The sequence below is a fragment of the Caldimonas brevitalea genome (assembly GCF_001017435.1).
Taxonomy (GTDB): domain Bacteria; phylum Pseudomonadota; class Gammaproteobacteria; order Burkholderiales; family Burkholderiaceae_C; genus Caldimonas; species Caldimonas brevitalea.
Genome location: NZ_CP011371.1, coordinates 5,652,616 through 5,671,662, shown reverse-complemented (window position 1 = coordinate 5,671,662; position 19,047 = coordinate 5,652,616). Strand labels below are relative to the sequence as shown.

18 protein-coding genes are annotated in these 19,047 nt (G+C 66.4%); 13 read left to right on the top strand and 5 right to left on the bottom strand.

What is annotated here, in order from left to right; translation table 11 throughout:
* Positions 1 to 70: 70 nt before the first annotated feature.
* Positions 71 to 271, bottom strand: coding sequence for a hypothetical protein (locus AAW51_RS24080; protein ID WP_157360018.1), 201 nt, complete (start codon positions 269 to 271; stop codon positions 71 to 73).
* Positions 272 to 945: 674 nt separating this feature from the next.
* On the opposite strand from AAW51_RS24080, the gene AAW51_RS24075 reads away from it, so the two are divergent.
* From AAW51_RS24075 to htpG, 7 genes are all read left to right on the top strand, one after another.
* The gene (locus tag AAW51_RS24075) at positions 946 to 2,175 is read left to right on the top strand and encodes a cation:proton antiporter (RefSeq protein ID WP_053014055.1); all 1,230 of its coding nucleotides are present in this window, start codon (positions 946 to 948) and stop codon (positions 2,173 to 2,175) included.
* Positions 2,176 to 2,191: 16 nt separating this feature from the next.
* Entirely contained in the window at positions 2,192 to 3,319 is a 1,128-nt protein-coding gene (locus tag AAW51_RS24070) for a YbdK family carboxylate-amine ligase (RefSeq protein ID WP_047196652.1), read from the top strand.
* 4 nt (positions 3,320 to 3,323) lie between these two features.
* Positions 3,324 to 3,716 (top strand): SMU1112c/YaeR family gloxylase I-like metalloprotein, encoded by a 393-nt coding sequence (gloA2, locus tag AAW51_RS24065; protein WP_047198239.1) that lies wholly within the window; start codon positions 3,324 to 3,326, stop codon positions 3,714 to 3,716.
* A gap of 154 nt (positions 3,717 to 3,870) precedes the next feature.
* Positions 3,871 to 6,975 carry a pullulanase-type alpha-1,6-glucosidase gene (gene pulA / locus AAW51_RS24060; protein WP_047196651.1) on the top strand — a complete coding sequence of 1,035 codons (3,105 nt, stop codon included), beginning with the start codon at positions 3,871 to 3,873 and terminating at the stop codon, positions 6,973 to 6,975.
* Between the two features lie 185 nt (positions 6,976 to 7,160).
* Positions 7,161 to 8,045 (top strand): basic amino acid ABC transporter substrate-binding protein, encoded by an 885-nt coding sequence (locus AAW51_RS24055; RefSeq protein WP_047196650.1) that lies wholly within the window; start codon positions 7,161 to 7,163, stop codon positions 8,043 to 8,045.
* Between the two features lie 28 nt (positions 8,046 to 8,073).
* Positions 8,074 to 8,826, top strand: coding sequence for an amino acid ABC transporter permease (locus tag AAW51_RS24050; protein ID WP_047196649.1), 753 nt, complete (start codon positions 8,074 to 8,076; stop codon positions 8,824 to 8,826).
* Positions 8,827 to 8,947: 121 nt separating this feature from the next.
* On the top strand, positions 8,948 to 10,816 hold the full coding sequence (gene htpG / locus AAW51_RS24045; protein ID WP_047196648.1) for a molecular chaperone HtpG: 1,869 nt from the start codon (positions 8,948 to 8,950) through the stop codon (positions 10,814 to 10,816).
* Between the two features lie 217 nt (positions 10,817 to 11,033).
* On the opposite strand, the gene AAW51_RS24040 is transcribed toward htpG, so the two are convergent.
* The 4 genes from AAW51_RS24040 to AAW51_RS24025 form a co-directional block, all read right to left on the bottom strand.
* A complete protein-coding gene (locus AAW51_RS24040; protein WP_047196647.1) occupies positions 11,034 to 11,642 on the bottom strand; it encodes a PEP-CTERM sorting domain-containing protein in 609 nt (202 codons plus the stop codon).
* 147 nt (positions 11,643 to 11,789) lie between these two features.
* On the bottom strand, positions 11,790 to 12,812 hold the full coding sequence (locus tag AAW51_RS24035; protein ID WP_047196646.1) for a serine/threonine protein kinase: 1,023 nt from the start codon (positions 12,810 to 12,812) through the stop codon (positions 11,790 to 11,792).
* Between the two features lie 28 nt (positions 12,813 to 12,840).
* Positions 12,841 to 13,887: a DUF2726 domain-containing protein gene (locus AAW51_RS28530; RefSeq protein WP_083438546.1), complete on the bottom strand. Its 1,047-nt coding sequence runs from the start codon at positions 13,885 to 13,887 to the stop codon at positions 12,841 to 12,843.
* Positions 13,888 to 14,125: 238 nt separating this feature from the next.
* Positions 14,126 to 14,854: a GNAT family N-acetyltransferase gene (locus AAW51_RS24025; protein WP_047196645.1), complete on the bottom strand. Its 729-nt coding sequence runs from the start codon at positions 14,852 to 14,854 to the stop codon at positions 14,126 to 14,128.
* A gap of 520 nt (positions 14,855 to 15,374) precedes the next feature.
* Here AAW51_RS24025 and rplM point away from each other — a divergent pair.
* The 6 genes from rplM (at position 15,375) to erpA (ending at position 19,023) form a co-directional block, all read left to right on the top strand.
* Positions 15,375 to 15,803 carry a 50S ribosomal protein L13 gene (gene rplM / locus AAW51_RS24020; RefSeq protein WP_047196644.1) on the top strand — a complete coding sequence of 143 codons (429 nt, stop codon included), beginning with the start codon at positions 15,375 to 15,377 and terminating at the stop codon, positions 15,801 to 15,803.
* 9 nt (positions 15,804 to 15,812) lie between these two features.
* Entirely contained in the window at positions 15,813 to 16,205 is a 393-nt protein-coding gene (gene rpsI / locus AAW51_RS24015; protein ID WP_047196643.1) for a 30S ribosomal protein S9, read from the top strand.
* A 135-nt stretch (positions 16,206 to 16,340) separates the two neighbouring features.
* The gene (argC, locus tag AAW51_RS24010; protein ID WP_047196642.1) at positions 16,341 to 17,393 is read left to right on the top strand and encodes an N-acetyl-gamma-glutamyl-phosphate reductase; all 1,053 of its coding nucleotides are present in this window, start codon (positions 16,341 to 16,343) and stop codon (positions 17,391 to 17,393) included.
* A gap of 34 nt (positions 17,394 to 17,427) precedes the next feature.
* A complete protein-coding gene (locus AAW51_RS24005; protein ID WP_047196641.1) occupies positions 17,428 to 18,135 on the top strand; it encodes a DUF6776 family protein in 708 nt (235 codons plus the stop codon).
* A gap of 79 nt (positions 18,136 to 18,214) precedes the next feature.
* Positions 18,215 to 18,616: a bactofilin family protein gene (locus AAW51_RS24000; protein WP_047196640.1), complete on the top strand. Its 402-nt coding sequence runs from the start codon at positions 18,215 to 18,217 to the stop codon at positions 18,614 to 18,616.
* A 38-nt stretch (positions 18,617 to 18,654) separates the two neighbouring features.
* Complete coding sequence (gene erpA / locus AAW51_RS23995; RefSeq protein ID WP_047196639.1) at positions 18,655 to 19,023, top strand: iron-sulfur cluster insertion protein ErpA; 369 nt, start codon at positions 18,655 to 18,657, stop codon at positions 19,021 to 19,023.
* Positions 19,024 to 19,047: the final 24 nt, after the last annotated feature.

Genomic DNA, 19,047 nt, shown 5'->3' with positions numbered 1-19,047 from the left:
ATGGTGCAAGTCAATCGCGTGACAGCAGGGGTGTTGCTTTGTGTCGGTTGTAAGGCGCTGGTCCGTGCCGTCAGGCCGGTGCGAAGGCCTCGGCGGCACGCGGAGCCAACTGTCGGTCGGCGGCTTGCTCGGGATCTACCCCGCCTTGCACCTCGGACCACACCTGCAAGGCCAGGTCCAAGGCTTCGTGGCTCTGCATTGCCACCTGCTGGGCGAGCATTCGTGCGGCACAGCGCTCGATCCACTCGTTGCGGCTCATTCTGTCGCTCATAGGCGCATTCCTTCCCTGATGTGAGGAAGCGATTGTGCCCGCTCCCCTGCCGCCTGAGACGCGCGCCACCGAGTTGCGGGGGTGAAAACCACAGGGGCGGTACGTCTACCTAGCACCAGCGCGCCTTGGGGCTTAGGGCACTGGACAGCAGGGGCTTTTGCATCCCGACCCGGCGGTGCGGTTAATAGATCAATACAAATGTTTCAGGCTAGGATGGCCTCGCCACGTAGCGCTCGGGGCGATCGAGCGTTGCGCAGCGGCCAAGAAGCATTGCCCCCGCGTTGCGGGGGCTTTTTTTTGCCTCCGCGGTGGCGGCGCCGACGTTTGCATGCCTGCGGGGAGGGCCCCCGGATAGGGCAGAATGCCGCGGCGACCGGGCAGCAGGCCGCCGGTCCTCGGAGAGGCGAGCGCCTGCTGGCGGGCCATCGGATGGATGGGCCGGTCGTCGCCGCTGGCAGGTGGACCCGAGGGTGCGGCGCCGCTGCAGCGCAAGGCATCCGGATTGCCAAGGGAGGGATCGCTGTCCGATCCGGGCCTGGTGCCCGGCGCCGGCGAGCCGTGCGGGAACGCCCCGGCGGCCCTGCAGAAAGACCAACGGCCCGTGGTCTCCGATACACACAACAAGGCGCCGCGCCCGCGGGGCCGAGCTGAGCCTATACACGGAGGTGAACGACATGGTGGACGAGCTGAACCAAGCCCTGTCCTTTCTCGGTGCTGCCTTTTCCTGGGCTGGTCCTGACGCGCTGGTCGGCACGTCGCTGGTGCTGATTGCCGGCGCGCTGATCGGTGAAGTCGTGTTCCGCCGGCTGGGCCTGCCGCGGATCGTCGGCTACTCGCTGGTCGGCATGTTCGTCGGTGCGGCCGGCTATGGTGTCGCGAGCGGCGACATCTCCGGCACCGTGCGGCTGGTGGTCGACCTGGCGCTGGCGCTGCTGCTGTTCGAGTTGGGCGCACGCGTGCAGCTGCGCTGGCTGCGGACCAATCCTTTTCTGCTCGTCACCAGCCTCGCCGAGGCCATCCTGACCTTCGTGGTGGTCTACCTGGTGATGCGCTACCTGGGGCTCGACATGTCGTCTTCGGCCGCCGTCGCGGTGCTGGCGGTGCCGGCCTCCCCGGCGGTGATCGCCCGCGTGGCGTCCGAATTCGGCGCTGAAGGTCAGGTGACCGAGCGCGTCACGATGATGGCGGCGCTCAACACGCTGTACGGCGTCTTCGCCAGCCGGCTGTTGCAGGCCTGGCTCGACCTGGACACGGGGCAGAACCCGGTGCAGGCGATCGTCCACCCGCTGTATGTGTTCGTCGGCTCCTTCTTCATCGCCGGCCTGCTCGGCATCGCGGTCGCCCGTGTCGCCCGCCGGCTCGACCTGCGCAACGAAAACTCGGTGCTGCTGCTGCTGGGGCTGGTGACGCTGGCACTGGCGCTGACCAAGGCGTTCGGCCTGTCGACGCTGATGATGCCGCTGATGGCCGGGCTGTGGCTGCGCAACTCGACCGAACGTCCGTGGGTCTGGCCGCGCCACTTCGGCACGGCCGGGGGCGTGCTGGTGCTGATGCTGTTCGTGATCGTCGGCACCTCGTGGTCGTTCTCGGCGCTGGCCACCGGCGGCATGATCGCGCTGGCCGCGATGGCCGCCCGCGCCGCCGCCAAGTCGGCCGCGGTGCTGACGCTCGGCTGGTTCAGCGGGCAGTCGCTGCGCCAGAGCATCGGCGTCAGCCTGGCCTTGACACCGCTGTCGGCCACCGCCTTGGTGATGTATTCCGATTTGCAGGGCTCGCACGCAGGCTTCGCGGCGCAGCTGTCGCCCATCGCGCTGAGCTCGATCGCCGTGATGGAACTGCTGGGCGCGCTGGCGGTGCTCGCCGCGCTGCGCAGTGCGCACGAAATCGCCGCCCGCCGGGTTTGAGACGGAGACGACACACATGACCTTGGAAGCCTTTGCCGCTTCGAAGCCGCTGACGCTCGGGGTGGAACTCGAGCTGGGCATCGTGAACACGCACGACTACGACCTGTCGCCCAGCGCGGTCGACCTGCTGCGGCTGATGAACAAGCGCAAGATCCCGGGCGACGTGAAGCCCGAGATGACGGACAGCATGATCGAGCTGTCGACCGGCGTGTGCCACAGCCACGCCGACGCCCTCAGCCAGCTGACCGAGATCCGCGGCGCGCTGGTCGATTGCGCCCGCAAGCTCAACGTCGGCCTGTGCGGCGGCGGCACCCATCCGTTCCAGGACTGGAGCGAGCGGCGCATCTTCAACACGCCGCGCTTTCACATGCTGTCGGAGCTGTACGGCTATCTGTCGAAGCAGTTCACCATCTTCGGCCAGCACGTGCACGTCGGCTGCCCCAGCGCCGACGACGCGCTGGTGCTGCTGCATGGCATGTCGCGCTTCATTCCGCACTTCATCGCGATGTCGGCGTCGTCGCCCTATGTGCAGGGCACCGACACGGGCTTTCATTCGGCCCGTTTGAACTCGGTGTTCGCCTTTCCGCTGTCGGGGCGTGCGCCCTTCGTGACCACCTGGGACGACTTCGGCACCTTCTTCGCCAAGATGACGCGCACCGGCGTGGTCAAGAGCATGAAGGACTTCTATTGGGACATCCGCCCCAAGCCCGAGTTCGGGACCATCGAAGTGCGGGTGCTCGACACGCCGCTGACGATCGAGAAGGCGGCAGCGCTGGCGGCCTACATTCAGTGTGTGGCGAGCTGGCTGAGCAAGCAGAAGCCGTTCGAGCTGGCCGAGGACGATTACCTGGTCTATACCTTCAATCGGTTCCAGGCCTGCCGCTTCGGGCCCGACGGCACCTTCGTCGACCCCAAGACCGGCGAGCACCGCACCTTGCGCGAGGACATCCTGTTCACCATGGGCGAGATCGAACAGCACGCTATCGACCTGAACGCCGATACGGCGATGCGCTACCTGCGCAGCGAGCTGCAGCGTTTCGGCAACGACGCCACCTGGGCGCGCCAGACCCAGGCCCAGGAACACCTGCTGGCCGAGGTGGTGCGCCAACAGTGTTTGCGCTGGAGCGGCGAACTGGTGGTGTGACGTGATGCAGCTGCTCGGCATCCACCATGTGGCGCTGATCGGCGCCGACCTCGAGAGGTCCAAGCACTTCTATGTCGAGGTGCTCGGCTTCCGGGTGGTGGCCGAGCACCACCGGCCGGCGCGCGACTCCTGGAAGGTCGACCTGCAGGGGCCGGGCGGGATGCAGCTGGAGCTGTTCACCTTTCCCGGCGCACCGCCGCGGCCCAGCCGGCCCGAAGCCCAGGGCCTGCGGCATCTCGCCTTTGCGACGCCCAATGTCGAAGCCTGCCGGGTGCGGCTGGAGGCGCATCGTGTGGCCTGCGAGGAAGTGCGGGTCGACGAGTACACCGGGCGGCGCTTCTTCTTCTGCGCCGACCCGGACGGGCTGCCGATCGAGTTTTACGAGGTCGTGAAGTAGTCGTACTACATCGACTACATCCAGGGGCTTCTGCGCCAGCTTGACCCCGCTCATACCTCTCACCAGAATCGCGTGCACCCGGCGTCTCGACAGCTTCTCGCTCTCTTGCACGTAATACAACTACATATCGTCGTGCCGGGCCTTGGAGACAAAGATGCAAGCTTCCTACAGGTCGGGCTGGCGCCGGACCTTGTCGGTGTTCGCCTGTCTGGCGAGCGTATGGCTGACCGCCTGCGGTGGTGGCAGCAGCAGCGAGGACGATGAGGCGGGCGGCAGCCCGGCGGGCCCTGGTTCGCCGGGCGGCGGCGACGGCGCGCCCGTCGTCGTGGCACCGGCCGCCGCCACGCTGCGCATCCACTATCAGCGCCAGGACGGCGACTACAGCGGCTGGGGTGTGTACGCCTGGACCGGCGTGAAGCAGAAGTCCGAAGGCTGGCCCGGCGAGCCGCGCCACCTGTTCGCCACCACGAACGACTACGGGCGTTACGTGGACGTGCCGCTCGACATCGCGGCCGGCAAGATCGAGTTCCTGCTGAACAAGCCGAACGGTGCCGGCGGCGCCGACAAGGACGGCGATTGCGACCGCTCGGTCGCGTTCGCGCAAGACATCGCCACCCGCGGCCAGCAGGTCTGGCTCAAGCAGGGCGATTGCGCGGTCTACGCCGACGCCAATGCCGCCAGCGGTCTGAGCCTCGGCACCGCGAAGGCTTTGTGGCTGGCGCGCGGCACGCTGGTGTGGCCCGGGGCGGCGCTATCCGGCAGCTTCCGGCTCCATCATGCGGCCGCGGGCGGCATGCAGGTGTCGGCGCAGGGTGTCAGCGGAGCGGACGGCAGCATCGAGCTGGCCCCGGCCAGCCTGTCCGAGGCCTTGCGCACGCGCTTTGGCCATCTGGCCGATGCGCCGGCATTCGCCCTCCCGGCAGGTGTGCACAGCCAAGTCCCGTCGCTGCTGAAAGGCCAGCTGGTGCTGACGCGCGAACAGGACGGCAAGGTGGTGGGTGCGACCCAGGTGCAGATCCAGGGTGTGCTCGACGACGTTTACGCCGCCACGGCGGCGCCACAGGTGCTGGGCGTCAGCTTCGCCGGCGATGGCGCGCCGACCTTCCGACTGTGGGCGCCCACCGCGTGGGAGGTGACGCTCAAGGTCCAGGGCGGGCCGACGCTGGCGATGCAGCCGGACCCGGCCAGCGGCGTCTGGCAGGCCACCGGCGACAAGGCCTGGACCGGCAACGCCTACTACACCTACGCCGTGACGGTCTATTCGCGTACCGAGGGCGCGGTGGTAACCCATGAGGTGACCGACCCGTATGCGGTGACGCTGAACACCAACGGGCAGGCGGCGCTGGTGGCGGACCTCGCGGCACCCGAGCTGAAACCTGCCGGCTGGGACGGCCATGCCGTGCCGCCGCTCGACGCGCCGGAAGACAGCGTGCTGTACGAGCTGCACATGCGCGACTTCTCGGTCAACGACCCGAGCGTGCCGGCCGCCGATCGCGGCAAGTACAAGGCGTTCGCTGCCAGCGGCTCACAGGGCATGACCCATTTGAAGGCGCTGGCGGGCGCCGGTCTCACGCACGTCCACCTGCTGCCAGTGTTCGACGTCAACACGGTGAAGGAAGACGGTTGCTCGACGCCGCAGATCGCCACGCCGACCAGCCCGGTGAGCGAGGCGCCGCAGAAGACCGTCACGGCCACCAAGGAGACCGACTGCTTCAACTGGGGTTATGACCCGCGCCACTATGCGGCGCCCGAGGGCAGCTATGCCAGCGACGCCGCCGACGGCCGCGTGCGGGTGCGCGAGTTCCGCCAGATGGTCAAGTCGCTGCACGACGCCGGCCTGCGCGTCGTGATGGACGTGGTCTACAACCACACCAGCGGCAACTTCCTCGACAAGATCGTCCCGGGCTATTACTACCGGCTCAACACGGACGGCGTGATCGAGCGCAGCACCTGCTGCGACAACACCGCGCCCGAGTTCGCGATGATGGAAAAGCTGATGCTCGACACGCTGCAGGTGTGGGCGCGGCACTATGCGATCGACGGGTTCCGCTTCGACATCATGGGGCACCTCCCCAAGCGCTCGATGCTCAAGGCCAAGGCGGCGGCCGATGCCGCTGCCGGTCGTTCGCTGTACTACTACGGCGAAGCCTGGAACTTCGGTGAGGTGGTCAACGACCGGCTGTTCGTCCAGGCCCGCCAGGCGCAGTTGGCCGGCAGCGGGATCGGATCGTTCAGCGACCGCATCCGAGATTCGCTGCGCGGCGGCGGCCCGTTCGATGTCGGCGTCGACATGATGAAACACCAGGGGTATGCGACCGGGCTGTGCTACGCCAACAACGAGTTGAACGAGGGCAGCTGCACGGCCGCCCAGCGTGCCGCGCTGCAGGCGCAGCAGCAGCTGATCCGCCTCGGCATGGCCGGCAACCTCCGCGACTATGTGCTCAACGGCAAGCCGGGCTCCGAGTACGACTACGGCGGCCAGCCGGCCGGCTACACCGACGACCCGCAGGAGGTGATCAACTACGCCGGCGTGCACGACGGCGAGACGCTGTTCGACATCAGCCAGTACAAGCACCCGCTGGCGACGCCGGCGGCCGAACGCGCGCGCGCCCAGGTGGTCGCGCTCGGTGCGGTGTTGATGGGGCAGGGCGTTCCCTTCCTGCATGCGGGTGACGAACTGCTGCGCTCCAAGTCGTTCGACCGCGACAGCTACAACTCGGGCGACTGGTTCAACCGCATCGACTGGACCGCCAGCACCAACTACTTCGGGGAAATGGGGCTGCCGCCGGCCGAGAAGAACGAGGAGGGCTGGGCGCTGATGCAGCCGTTGCTGGCGAACGCCAACGTCAAGCCCACCACGGCGCAGATCGCGGCCACCCGCGACGCGGTGAAGGACCTGCTGCGGGTGCGCAAGGACACGACGCTGTTCCGCCTGCGCACCGGCGCCGAGGTCAAGGGCTGCGTCAGCTTCCCCGACGCGGCCGAGCAGAAGGACGGGTTGATCGTGATGCGCATCGCCGGGCGCCGCGGTGACGGCGGCGCCTGCGGCGACGCGAAGTACCGCAGCGTGCTGGTGTTCGTCAACGCCGCCGGCGGCTCGTACACCTATGCGGTGCCCGGCTACGCCGGCAAGACGGTGCAACTGCACCCGGTGCTCGCCAGCGGCAGCGACGCCCGCGTGAAGACGGCTGCCTTCAACGCGGCGGGCGGCACTTTCACGGTGCCCGCGCGCACCGTTGCGGTCTTCGTAGAGCCCTGACAGCGGCCGGTTTGTCCCCTTTCCTGGGGGCAAACCAGGGCTGCGGCCGCACGGAGACACGGCAGAATCCGTTGTTTTGCCGCAGCCTGGCATCGGTTTTGCCCTGCCGCCGGCCCCGACCGGCGGTCTTTCTTTGCGTCCGTTGCGGTCAAAATGTGGGTTTAACGATTCTTCATGAGGGTTTCATGCACACCTTGAACATCTCTTTGACTCCGCTGTGGCAGCGCGCCTCGATGCTGCTGGCCGGCCTGCTGCTGTCGGCCTGTGGCAAACAAGCCGAGGCGCCCGCCCCGACGCCGACACCGGGGACCGAGGCTTCTGCTGCCGCACCCGCGCCGGCGCCGGCCAAGGTGTACGTGGTCGGGACCGATGCGGCGTATGCGCCGTTCGAGTCGCAGAACGAGACCGGCGAGATCGTCGGCTTCGACATCGACGTCGTGAAGGCAGTGGCGGCCAAGGCCGGGTTCGAGGTGAAGTTCGTCAACACGCCGTGGGAAGGCATCTTCAACACGCTGACGCAGGGCGACCGTGACTTCCTGGTCTCGGCCATCACCATCACCGACGAGCGCAAGCAGTCGATGGACTTCTCGCAGCCGTATTTCGACGCCCGCCAGCTGATCGCGGTGCGCGACAACTCCAAGGTGGCCAAGTTCGACGACCTGAAGAAGCTGAAGGTCGGCGTGCAGACCGGCACCACCGGTGACGAAGTGACCAGCAAGCTGCTGGGCAAGAACAGCCCCAACGTGAAGCGCTTCGAGTCCACGCCGCTGGCGCTGAAGGAGCTGGAAGCCGGCGGCGTCGACGCCGTGGTGGCCGACAACGGTGTGGTCGAGAACTACGTCGCCAACAACCCGACCGCCAAGTTCAAGACTGTCAGCGACCCCGGTTTCACGCCCGAGCAGTACGGCCTGGCCGTGCGCAAGGGCAACACCGAGCTGATGGAGAAGCTCAACAAGGGCCTCGCCGACATCAAGGCCGACGGCACCTACGACCAGATCTACGCCAAGTATTTCGGCGCCAAGAAGGGCGACGCCGCGGCGGCACCCGCCTCGGCCGCTGCGTCGAACTGAAGCGCTGAACTGAGAGGGATGCCACGTCGTGGACCTGCGCTGGGAAATCCTGTCCGGCTACGTGCCGTTGTTCACCGCCGGCTTGTGGATGACCGTCAAGCTCACCATCGTGGCGATCACCGGGGGCCTGGCGCTCGGCCTGCTGCTCGGGCTGGTCAGCAGTTCGCGCAACGCGCCGGCGCCCAAGTCGGTGCTGGGCGCGGCGCTGGTCAAGCCGCTGCAATGGCTGACGCTGGCCTATGTCACCTTCTTCCGCGGCACGCCGCTGTTCGTGCAGATCCTGCTGGTGCATTTCGCGTTGATGCCCACGCTGATCCAGCCCGAGCACGGTCTGCTGCTGAGCGGTGAAGCGGCCATCAGCTTCCGGCAGGAGCATGGCGCGTTCTTCTCGGGCGCGCTGGCGTTGACGCTGAACGCCGGCGCCTACATCTCCGAGATCTTCCGCGCCGGCATCTTGTCGATCCACACCGGGCAGACCCAGGCCGCCTACAGCCTGGGGCTGACGCACGGGCAGAGCATGCGCTTCGTGATCCTGCCGCAGGCGGTGCGCCGCATGGTGCCGCCGCTGGTCAACGAGGCGGTGACGTTGGTGAAAGATTCGTCGCTGGTGTCGGCGATCGGCCTCGCCGAGCTGGCGCTGGCCGCCCGCACCGTCGCCGGGGCCTATTCCCGCTACTGGGAGCCCTATCTGGCGATTTCGGCGATGTATCTGGTGCTGACCCTGGTGCTGTCGCTGCTGGCCCGGCGGCTGGAAGCGCCAGCCCATCTGCGAGGGCGCTGACGCGCATCGCGACCCCCGAAAACGCCGGCGCCGCCGGCGTTTTTTCTTGGCACCCCTTGAAAGCCGGCCGGTCGCCCCTATTCTTGCGCCGCAGTCACAAACACCTACGGACACGCACGCCATGGAAAAACAGACCCTGTCGTTTCAAGCGGAAGTCAAACAACTCCTGCACCTCGTCGCGCATTCGCTGTATTCGAACAAAGAGATCTTCCTGCGCGAGTTGATCTCCAACGCGTCCGACGCCTGCGACAAGCTGCGCTTCGAGGCGCTGAACCAGAACTCGCTGTACGAAGACCAGCCCAACCTCGAAGTGCGGGTGAGCTTCGACAAGGCCGCGCGCACCATCACGATCAGCGACAACGGCATCGGCTTGTCGAGCGAAGAGGCGATCGCCAACCTGGGTACGATCGCCAAGAGCGGCACCCGCGAGTTCATGGACAAGCTGTCGGGCGACCAGCAAAAGGATGCCCAGCTGATCGGCCAGTTCGGCGTCGGTTTCTACAGCGGGTTCATCGTGGCCGACCGCATCACGGTCGAGTCGCGCCGCGCCGGCGCCCGGCCCGAAGAGGGCGTGCGCTGGAGCAGCCAGGGCACCGGCGACTTCGAGGTCGAGACCCTCACGCGCGAGCGGCGCGGCACCGACGTGATCCTGCACCTGCGCGAAGGCGAGGACGAATACGCCAGCACCTGGAAGCTGAAGTCCATCATCAGCAAGTATTCCGACCACATCTCGCTGCCGATCCTGATGCGCAAGGAGGAGTGGGACAAGGACAAGGGCGAGTACGTCCAGCAAGACGAGTGGGAAACCGTCAACCAGGCGGCCGCGCTGTGGACCCGCTCGAAGGGCGACATCACCGAAGAGCAGTACCAGGAGTTCTACAAGCAGATCAGCTACGACAGCCAGGCGCCGCTGGCCTACACGCACAACCGCGTCGAAGGCCGCAGCGAGTACACCCAGCTGCTCTACATCCCCGCCAAAGCGCCGTTCGACCTGTGGAACCGCGACAAGCGCGGCGGCATGAAGCTGTACGTCAAGCGTGTCTTCATCATGGACGACGCGGAGGCGCTGCTGCCGGTCTACCTGCGGTTCGTCAAAGGCGTGATCGACAGTGCCGACCTGCCGCTCAACGTTTCGCGCGAGTTGCTGCAGGAAAGCCGCGACGTCAAGGCGATCCGTGAGGGCTCGACCAAGCGCGTGCTGTCGATGCTGGAAGACCTGGCCGAGAACCAGCAGGAGAAGTACGCCAGCTTCTGGAAGGAGTTCGGTGCGGTGCTCAAGGAGGGCGTCGGCGAAGACAACGCCAACCGCGAGCGCCTGGCCAAGCTGCTGCGCTTCGCCTCGACCCGGGCCGACGAGGGCGTGTCGTTCGCCGACTACGTGGGGCGGATGAAGGAAGGACAGGAAGCGATCTACTACATCACCGCCGACACGCTGGCGGCGGCCAAGAACAGCCCGCAGCTGGAGATCTTCCGCAAGAAAGACCTCGAGGTGCTGCTGCTGACCGACCGTGTCGACGAGTGGATGCTGAACTACCTCTACGAATTCGACGGCAAACCGCTGCAGAGCGTCGCCAAGGGCGCCGTCGACCTGGGCAAGCTGCAGGACGAAGAGGAAAAGAAAAAGGCCGAGGAAGCCGCCACGGCGTTCAAGCCGCTGCTCGACCGCCTGAAGGAATCGCTGAAGGACAAGGCCAAGGATGTGCGGGTGACCACGCGACTGGTCGATTCGCCGGCCTGCCTGGTGACCGAGGAAGGTGAGATGAGCGGCCATCTGGCCCGTTTGCTGAAGCAGGCCGGCCAGTCGGCGCCCGAGACCAAGCCGGTGCTCGAGATCAACGCCGAGCATGCGCTGGTGCAGCGGCTGCAGGACAGCGAACGGTTCGACGAGCTGGCCCACATCCTGTTCGACCAGGCCTTGCTGGCCGAGGGAGGCCAGCTTGAAGATCCGGCGGCCTACGTGCGCCGCGTCAACGCCTTGCTAACGGCCTGAGCCTGCTCCTGCCGCTTCGGCGCGTGCCAGCAGGGCACCGCCGCAGCGGCCCCAGGCGCTGCCCGGGGTAGGGCCTCGAACGAACGGCGGGGCAAGGCCGCCCAACGGCCCGTCGGCCGAGCAGATCCGCCGCCGACGACACAAGCACAACGGCAACGACCAAAGAAAAAGCCGCCCGAGGGCGGCTTTTTCATGGGTGGCTAGCCTTGCGGCTGGCTCACTCCTGACGCTGGCGGCGACGAGCCATGAAGCCCAGGGCGCCCAGGCCCGCGAGCATCAGAGCATAGGTCTCGGGCTCGGGAACGGGAGCCAGGCTGATGCCGACGACCAGGTCGTCGTAGTCAGCATCGTGGCGGGCGCCGTCGTTGAAGCCCAGGATGAAGTCGTACTTGCCATAAGCGGGCGAGCTGGCGTCGAGCTTGGAGGCGTCGACGACAACATAGCTGCCATAGCGCGAGGGCGTGCCACCGTTGGCGATGGTGTCACCGTCCACGGTGTCGGCGTACGAGAAGTTCAGGTTGCCAGCACCGACGTCGAACGACAGGCTGCTACCGACGGTGGTCGTGAAGTTGTTGATCACCGTGTCGCCGAAGGACAGCGTGTTGGTGTGCCACGCATCGTCCTTGCCGAGGAAGGTGACCGTCAGCTTGCCACCGAGGCCAGCGTCGACCAGGCCATTGAGGAAGCCGCTGTTCAGCGTGCCAGTGAAGCTGGTCGGCGTGCCGTTGTAGCCCGAGAAAGAGATTTCCGAGCCTTCGACGGCCAGCTGCGCGCTTGCAGTACCGGCAGCCAGCGCGAGACCAAGCGCGAGCAGTTTGCGTTTCATTCTTTAAGTCCTCCTGAGGGGGGTAAAAGCCCAATACGGGCGATAACGCATGGGGCACTCAGGAGAGTAGGGTGAGCTGCTAGAAGATTCAGCCCCTACTTGAGGGTCCCGCGGGGGAATTCGCGGGCACGCCGTTCGCCCTTGGTTTTACACCTGCAACGGGGGTTCTTGCATTGCTTGCAACTGCTCACGCATCCGGACCACCTGCTCCGACCAATAGGAGGAGCTACCGAACCACGGGAAGGCCAGCGGGAATGCGGGATCTTCCCATCGACGTGCCAACCAGGCACTGTGGTGCACAAGCCGCAAGGTTCGCAACGCCTCAATCAGGTGTAACTCGCGCCGATCAAAATGTGAGAAATCCTCGTAACCCTTCAACACACTCTCGAGCTGCTCGCGCATCGAAGAGTTGTCGCCAGACAACAGCATCCAGAGGTCTTGGATCGCTGGGCCGGTGCGGGCGTCGTCCAGGTCGACGAAGTGGGGTCCTTCGGGGGTCCAGAGGATGTTGCCCACATGGCAGTCGCCATGCAAGCGCAGTTGCCGCACGTCGCCGGCCTTGGCATAAGACTGCGCCACGGCGTCCAGCGCGCGGTCCAGCGTGTCGCGCCAAGCCGGCAGCACGTCGGGCGGCACCGCGTCGTGCTGCAGCAGCCAGTCACGGGTGTCGTAGCCGAAGCTTCCGAGATCGATCGCCGGCCGGTGCCTGAAAGGCTGCTGCGCGCCGACGGCATGGATGCGGCCGAGAAACCGCCCCAGCCACTGCAGCGTGGCCGGGTCGTCCAGTTCGGGCCCGCGGCCACCGCGGCGCGGGTAGACGGCGAAACGAAAGCCGGCATGGCGGCCGAGGCAGGGGTTGGTGCTGGCCTCGGGTGACGGCAGGTCCATGGGCGCGACCACCGGGATCTCGGCGTCGGCCAGCTGCCGCGCGAACGCGTGCTCTTCGTCGATCTGGGCATCCGACCAGCGGTCGGGTCGGTAGAACTTTGCGATGACCGGCCTGCCGTCTTCGAGGAACACCTGGAAGACGCGGTTCTCGTAGGAGTTCAGCTGCATCAGGCGACCATCGCCGCGCAGGCCGGCGTGCTCCAGGGCGTCGAGCACGAGGTCGGGGGTCAGGGCCGAGTAGGGGTGGAGACAGGTATCGTCGAGGGATTCGGATGGGGGCATCGCGCCATCCTACCTACCTGTGCTCCGCTCAGGCGCTTCGGTCTGCCGTGGGTGGTGTCATCGGACTCGCCGTGACACCCTCGTTTGTGTTGTTGTCGCGGGCGCTGCTTGCCGTCGCCGTTGCCGCGTCGTCGCCTACCGCGCCGGCGTCGTTGGCCGCGCTCGGGCCTTCGTCAGGTGCAGCGGTGGCGGGTGCGGCGGTGGCTGCAGCCGCCGTAGGCCCGGTCGCGACAGTAGAACTCGCAGCTGCACTGGGCCCGGTCTTGCCGTTGGCGTCGATGGCCGGGGCTGCGTCGGGCGGGGTGCCAACGGTGGTGGGGGCAGCAGGGGGCGTGGCAGCCGCAGCGCCCGAGGCCGCGCGCGAGACGGAGGTTGCCGCCGGGGCGCCGCTGGACTGTGCGGACAGGTCCATGAACCCGCTTTCCACGAGATTGTCGAGGCGGCTGTCGGGTGCGAAGAAGGAGTCTTGCGAGAAGCTCGAGTCTTGCCAGCCGGCGCCGGTGCGTTGGGCGCGGCGCTTGCGAACCGTGGTGGCGAGCGTCTCGCGCGCCTTGTCGAAGCCCGCAGGACGGACCGGCTCGGTGCCCACCGCCGCGGTGGCGGCCCCGACCAGTTGTTGCACTTCCTGCAGCGAGGGCAGTTCGTCCGAGAACAGCCGCAGGTAGCGAACGCGGCACGCATCGAGCACGCCGGTCTTGATGGCCGCGGCGCGTCGGGATCGGGGCTGGCGGCCCTCGACGTCGATGGCGGCAACCACCCGGCCGTTGGGCAGGCACAGCGCGAAGGTCACGTGTAATGAGCCGATCAGGCCGTGCCAGAACGCGACCCGGCTCGGTTCAGTGGGTTGCGTGAAGCGCGTCAGCGGCAGTTTCGCGAGCACGATGTGCTGCGGGAATGCCTCTTTCAGTTGCCGGTGCATGCGGCGCTCGTCCGCGGTGAACACCGGCCGCAGCATCAAATGCCACTCGTCGGGGAGTTGCACCTGACGGCGGCGTGCGAGTAGCCGCCACATCCATAACAGGGCAGTGGCGCCGGCCGCGCCGGTCAGGGCGGCGATCATTAAGTTGGTTTGCATAGCCTCACCCGGGGCGCCCGCCTTGATTTGTCTCACATCTTCTGCATTGGGCGCAGACTCGATGCAGGATCATAGGACCGGGGTTACCCGAGGGGCACCGCCCATTTCCGGGGGAGGCCGACGTGCGGGCCGTTCCGCTGCTCAGGCGGCGAGGCCGCGTGCAGAAAGGGTGTGGCAGGCGCTGATATGGGGCGGACGTCGCGCCCGGGCCTCCACCCGCCCCTGCCCACTAAGTGCGCTATTCGATCGAGCTGCGGCGGCGCGCCCCGATGCCGGCCTTGATCTCGGCAAAGCCCTCCAGCAGGGCGTTGAAACGCCGTGCGTTGACCTTCAGCCGATAGTCGACTTCGGCCGCCTGGTGCTCGAACATCTGTTCGAGATGGGTGGCGAGCGTGTCGGGCGGCAACTGCAGATAGGCCTCGCTCTCGCTGCCATCACGTTGCACCTTCGCGCCAGCGTTGCGTGCGATCTTCAGCATCGCAGTGTTCTCGCTGAGCGCATGTATATAGAGGGTGTCGATGCGGCGGTTGCGGGCGTGCATCACGGCCCGGTCGAACAGCCGCGCCCCCAGGCCGCGCCCGCGTGCGCAAGGCGACACCGAGACACCGAACTCCACCATCGCCGGGCGACCGACGATCTGCTGCGGCGCGTCGTAGGCCAGGTGCGCCACAGCGATCAACTGCAGGCGGCGATTGAACACGCCGAACACCTCGTCGCGCTCGAAGTCGAGCGACTGCACGTATTTCTCGACCTGTTCGTCGCGCGCGGTGTAGCCGAAGCGCAGGTAGCGATCCTCGGGCGAGAGCGACAACAGATGCGTCAGAATACGGCCCCGATGTCGCGGAGCCAGCGAACGGATGGGAACCCATGAATAGGGCCGTGCCTTGGGCTCGCCCTGGCCCGGACGCTCGTAGCCTTCCGTTCCCAATGACGTGACACTCAGTGCTGCATTGCCGCTGTAGTTCATGGTGTTCTCCTGGCCTAGGGTTTTCCCTAGGTCTGAATCATATGACAGTTGTGCCCTCTCCGGGCGGCACGATTGCGCACAAAGCAACAGTGAGTTAGGGCGCGTTCACGTGCGAGGCCGCGACGGCCCTGGCCGCCGTGGCGCGCGACGTGTTTGGGCCGGGTCAAACGGATCTGGTCAACGGGGTTGGTTGCGGCTATACTGCTCGGCTTTCCCGTCTTCAACCCCGGGGAAATCCGTCTGAACGCTGCAACGCGCCTGGCCCTCCGGGCTGGCGCGGTGCCCGAGAAATCAGGAAGCGCAGCGTTCACGGCCGGCTCCGCATCGCGGGTCGGTCGAGGCGGCGGGCCCGCAGTGGGCCCGACGGCCGGCTTACCGAGCGCCTAAGAGGCTGCCAGCATGCTGTCTGGTGCATCCGAACATGTGCATGACATGTGGGGGTGCCAGAGGGCTCAGAAGCAGCACCGACCGCGCCGGCGTCAGGCCAGACGGGTTGAACAAACCAACTCTGGAACAGCTCATGAAAACCTTCAGCGCCAAGCCGGCCGAGGTGAAGCACGAGTGGTTTGTGATTGACGCCACCGATAAGGTGCTCGGACGAGTGGCCAGCGAAGTCGCTCTCCGCTTGCGCGGCAAACACAAAGCCATCTACACGCCTCACGTCGACACCGGTGACTTCATCGTCATCGTGAACGCCGACAAGATCCGTGTCACCGGCAATAAAGCCGAACAAAAGGTGTACTACCGCCACTCCGGCTTCCCGGGCGGCATCTATGGCACCAAGTTCAAGGACATGCAGGCCAAGCACCCCGGCCGCGCGCTGGAGAAGGCCGTCAAAGGCATGCTCCCGAAGGGTCCTCTGGGCTACGCGATGATCAAGAAGCTGAAGGTGTATGCCGGTGCCACCCACCCGCACACCGCACAGCAGCCCAAGGCGCTGGAAATCTAAGGAGCGGCGATGATCGGCAATTGGAATTACGGCACCGGCCGCCGCAAATCTTCGGTGGCCCGCGTCTTCATCAAGAAGGGCAGCGGCCAGATCACGGTCAACGGCAAGCCCGTCGACCAGTACTTCGGTCGCCAGACCTCGATCATGATCGTCCGCCAGCCCCTGGCGCTGACGAGCAACGTCGAGGCCTTCGATATCAAGGTCAACGTCCATGGCGGTGGCGAATCGGGTCAGGCGGGCGCTGTGCGTCACGGCATCACCCGCGCGCTGATCGACTACGACGCGGGCCTCAAGCCCCAGCTTAGCCAAGCCGGCTTCGTCACGCGTGACGCGCGTGAAGTCGAGCGTAAGAAGGTCGGTCTGCACGGCGCCCGTCGCCGCAAGCAGTTCAGCAAGCGCTGATTCGATTCTGCCTTTTTGTTACCCAACAAAGGCCGCCTTCGGGCGGCCTTTGTGCTTCTACAATCCGGGCTCTTACAGGTAGGTGGCCCGAGGCCGCGGTGCAAGCACGCCGCCGCCCGTCGTTCGGAGGTTGTCATGCTCAAGGTCGGTATCGTCGGTGGCACGGGCTACACCGGTGTGGAGTTGTTGCGCATCCTGTCCCAGCACCCGCAGGTGCAGATCACGGCCATCACCTCGCGCAAGGAAGCGGGCACCCCGGTCGCCGAGATGTACCCGTCGCTGCGCCGCCGTGTCGACCTGGCCTTCGTGACCCCCGACGACGCCAAGCTCACGCAGTGCGACGTGGTGTTTTTCGCGACGCCCCATGGCGTGGCGATGTCGCAGGCGCGTGAACTCGTCGACGCCGGCGTCAAGATCATCGACCTGGCAGCCGACTTCCGCCTCAAGGACGTCGCCGAATTCGAGCAGTGGTACGGCATGCCGCACACCTGCCCGGACATCCTCGGCGAAGCCGTCTATGGCCTGCCGGAGCTGAACCGTGAAGCCATCAAGCGCGCTCGCGTGGTCGGCAATCCTGGCTGCTATCCGACCACCGTGCAGCTCGGCTTCGCGCCGCTGCTCAAGACCCGTGGCCTGATCGAGGCCTCACAGCTGATCGCCAACTGCGCCTCCGGCGCGTCGGGCGCCGGGCGCAAGGCCGAGGTGCACACCCTGTTGGCCGAATCGAGCGACAACTTCAAGGCCTATGGCGTGAAAGGCCACCGCCACGGCCCCGAGATCAACCAGCAGCTGCGCATGGTGGCTGGTGTGCCGGCCGGCTCCGGCGAGGTGAACTGCTTGTTCGTCCCGCACCTGCTGCCGACCATTCGTGGCATCCACTCGACGCTGTATGCGCGCCTGACCGCGGCCGGCCGCAGCGTCGACCTGCAGCAGCTGTTCGAAGACTTCTACCGCGACGAGCCCTTCATCGACGTGATGCCGCCCGGCTCGGCGCCCGAGACCCGCTCCGTGCGCGCTTCGAACTTCGTGCGCATCGCCGTGCACCGCCCGCAACCCGACCTCGCCATGGTGCTGGTGGTCGAGGACAACCTCACCAAGGGGGCGTCCGGCCAGGCAGTGCAGTGCATGAACCTGATGTGCGGCCTCGACGAAACCCTGGGCCTGATGCACGTCCCGGTGCTGCCCTGAGCGCTATCGTGGTGATCTCGAACGTTGTGTTTCCATGCGCTGGAAGCTGATCCGCCGTCGCCTGTCGATCAGTGCACCCCGCATGACGGTGCGCAGTCACCTGCCATGGCCGCTGCGCTGGGTGGTGCTGGCGCTGACCTTCGGGTTCTCGGCGGCGCTCGCGCTGTGGGCCTTCGAACTCGGCAAGTCGCTGGCGGGCCTCGACCGCGGCAACCCCGAGGAGTTGCACCGCCTGCGGGCCGAGGTGGAGCAGTTGCGCGAGGAACGCGACAAGGCGCAGCGGATTGCCAACACCGCCGAGAGCCTGTTGACTGCCAAGCAGGCGGCGCAGGACCGGCTGGCGGCGCAGGTGAAAGAACTGGAAGGCGAAAACCAGGCCTTGAAGGGCGATCTGGGATTTTTCGAGCGCTTGCTGCCCTCGGCCGGGGCGCACGGCGTCACGGTCCGCTCGCTGCAAGCCGAGACGAAGGCCGGGCAGTTGCGCTACCGCATGTTGGTGTCGCAGCAGGGCAAGGCGCAGCCCCAGTTCAGCGGCAGCTACGAGGTGACGCTGACAGGCACGCTCGGCGGGCGCACCTGGTCGCTGTCGACGCCCGGCGGCCCGCGTCCTTTGCAGGTGAAACAGTACGAGCGTGTGGAAGGCGTCATCGACTTCCCTGAGCAGGCCATGGTAAAACAGGTTCACGTACGTGTGACCGACGCGTCCGGCGCAGTGCGCGCCCAACAAACCATCAAGCTCTAGCCCGTTCCCCGGGTGCGCGAGCACCGTCCCAAGAGCGGCCCGCCCTGCGCCAAGCCGCCTCAATCGTTGGAGTTATTTCATGTTCGGCAAGAAAAAGCAGCCGCCCATCCGCACCCTGATCGGTGAGGGCACCCGCATCGAAGGCCGCCTCGCATTCAGCGACGGTTTGCGCATCGATGGTGAAGTGGCCGGCGACGTGATCGCCAGCGGCGAGGGCAGCAGCATGCTGGTGATCAGTGAAAAAGCCAGGGTCACGGGCAAGGTGAAAGCCGGGCATGTCATCATCAACGGCACTGTCGAAGGCCCGGTCGAGTCGGACGACTTGCTGGAGTTGCAGCCCAAGGCCCGCATCTTCGGCGACGTGCGCTACCACTCCCTCGAAATGCACCAAGGTGCCACGATCGAGGGTGAGGTGCATCCCTTGAAGACCGACGCCCTGTCCTCATCTAATTCGCTGAAGCTGGCGACCAGCAACGCATAATCGCCGCTGTTGGATCGATCGCCCCTGGAGTTGCCTACATGACCGCCGTCGCCGAAAGCCTGCCCGTCACCGACATGCCCGCCCCCATCGTCTTCACCGACAGTGCCGCCTCCAAGGTGAAGGAACTGGTCGACGAAGAGGGCAACCCCGACCTGAAGCTGCGCGTGTTCGTGCAGGGCGGCGGGTGTTCCGGCTTCCAGTACGGCTTCACCTTCGACGAAATCGTCAACGACGACGACACGCAGATGAGCAAGAACGGCGTCACGCTGCTGATCGACGCGATGAGCCTGCAGTACCTGACCGGCGCCGAGATCGACTACAAGGAAGACCTCGAAGGCGCACAGTTCGTGATCAAGAACCCCAACGCGCAGACCACCTGCGGTTGCGGTTCGAGTTTCTCGGTCTGACGCCGATCGCAGCGCGGGCCGTGT

What these genes read in the sequence shown, in the direction of transcription:
- AAW51_RS24055 (WP_047196650.1), top strand. Translation starts at nt 7,161, where the DNA reads ATGCACACCTTGAACATCTCTTTGACTCCGCTGTGGCAGCGCGCCTCG.
- gloA2 (WP_047198239.1), top strand. Translation starts at nt 3,324, where the DNA reads ATGCAGCTGCTCGGCATCCACCATGTGGCGCTGATCGGCGCCGACCTC.
- rplM (WP_047196644.1), top strand. Translation starts at nt 15,375, where the DNA reads ATGAAAACCTTCAGCGCCAAGCCGGCCGAGGTGAAGCACGAGTGGTTT.
- AAW51_RS24005 (WP_047196641.1), top strand. Translation starts at nt 17,428, where the DNA reads ATGCGCTGGAAGCTGATCCGCCGTCGCCTGTCGATCAGTGCACCCCGC.
- rpsI (WP_047196643.1), top strand. Translation starts at nt 15,813, where the DNA reads ATGATCGGCAATTGGAATTACGGCACCGGCCGCCGCAAATCTTCGGTG.
- AAW51_RS24075 (WP_053014055.1), top strand. Translation starts at nt 946, where the DNA reads ATGGTGGACGAGCTGAACCAAGCCCTGTCCTTTCTCGGTGCTGCCTTT.
- AAW51_RS24000 (WP_047196640.1), top strand. Translation starts at nt 18,215, where the DNA reads ATGTTCGGCAAGAAAAAGCAGCCGCCCATCCGCACCCTGATCGGTGAG.
- AAW51_RS24080 (WP_157360018.1), bottom strand. Translation starts at nt 271, where the DNA reads ATGAGCGACAGAATGAGCCGCAACGAGTGGATCGAGCGCTGTGCCGCA.
- AAW51_RS24070 (WP_047196652.1), top strand. Translation starts at nt 2,192, where the DNA reads ATGACCTTGGAAGCCTTTGCCGCTTCGAAGCCGCTGACGCTCGGGGTG.
- AAW51_RS24035 (WP_047196646.1), bottom strand. Translation starts at nt 12,812, where the DNA reads ATGCCCCCATCCGAATCCCTCGACGATACCTGTCTCCACCCCTACTCG.
- erpA (WP_047196639.1), top strand. Translation starts at nt 18,655, where the DNA reads ATGACCGCCGTCGCCGAAAGCCTGCCCGTCACCGACATGCCCGCCCCC.
- AAW51_RS28530 (WP_083438546.1), bottom strand. Translation starts at nt 13,887, where the DNA reads ATGCAAACCAACTTAATGATCGCCGCCCTGACCGGCGCGGCCGGCGCC.
- htpG (WP_047196648.1), top strand. Translation starts at nt 8,948, where the DNA reads ATGGAAAAACAGACCCTGTCGTTTCAAGCGGAAGTCAAACAACTCCTG.
- AAW51_RS24040 (WP_047196647.1), bottom strand. Translation starts at nt 11,642, where the DNA reads ATGAAACGCAAACTGCTCGCGCTTGGTCTCGCGCTGGCTGCCGGTACT.
- AAW51_RS24025 (WP_047196645.1), bottom strand. Translation starts at nt 14,854, where the DNA reads ATGAACTACAGCGGCAATGCAGCACTGAGTGTCACGTCATTGGGAACG.
- pulA (WP_047196651.1), top strand. Translation starts at nt 3,871, where the DNA reads ATGCAAGCTTCCTACAGGTCGGGCTGGCGCCGGACCTTGTCGGTGTTC.
- argC (WP_047196642.1), top strand. Translation starts at nt 16,341, where the DNA reads ATGCTCAAGGTCGGTATCGTCGGTGGCACGGGCTACACCGGTGTGGAG.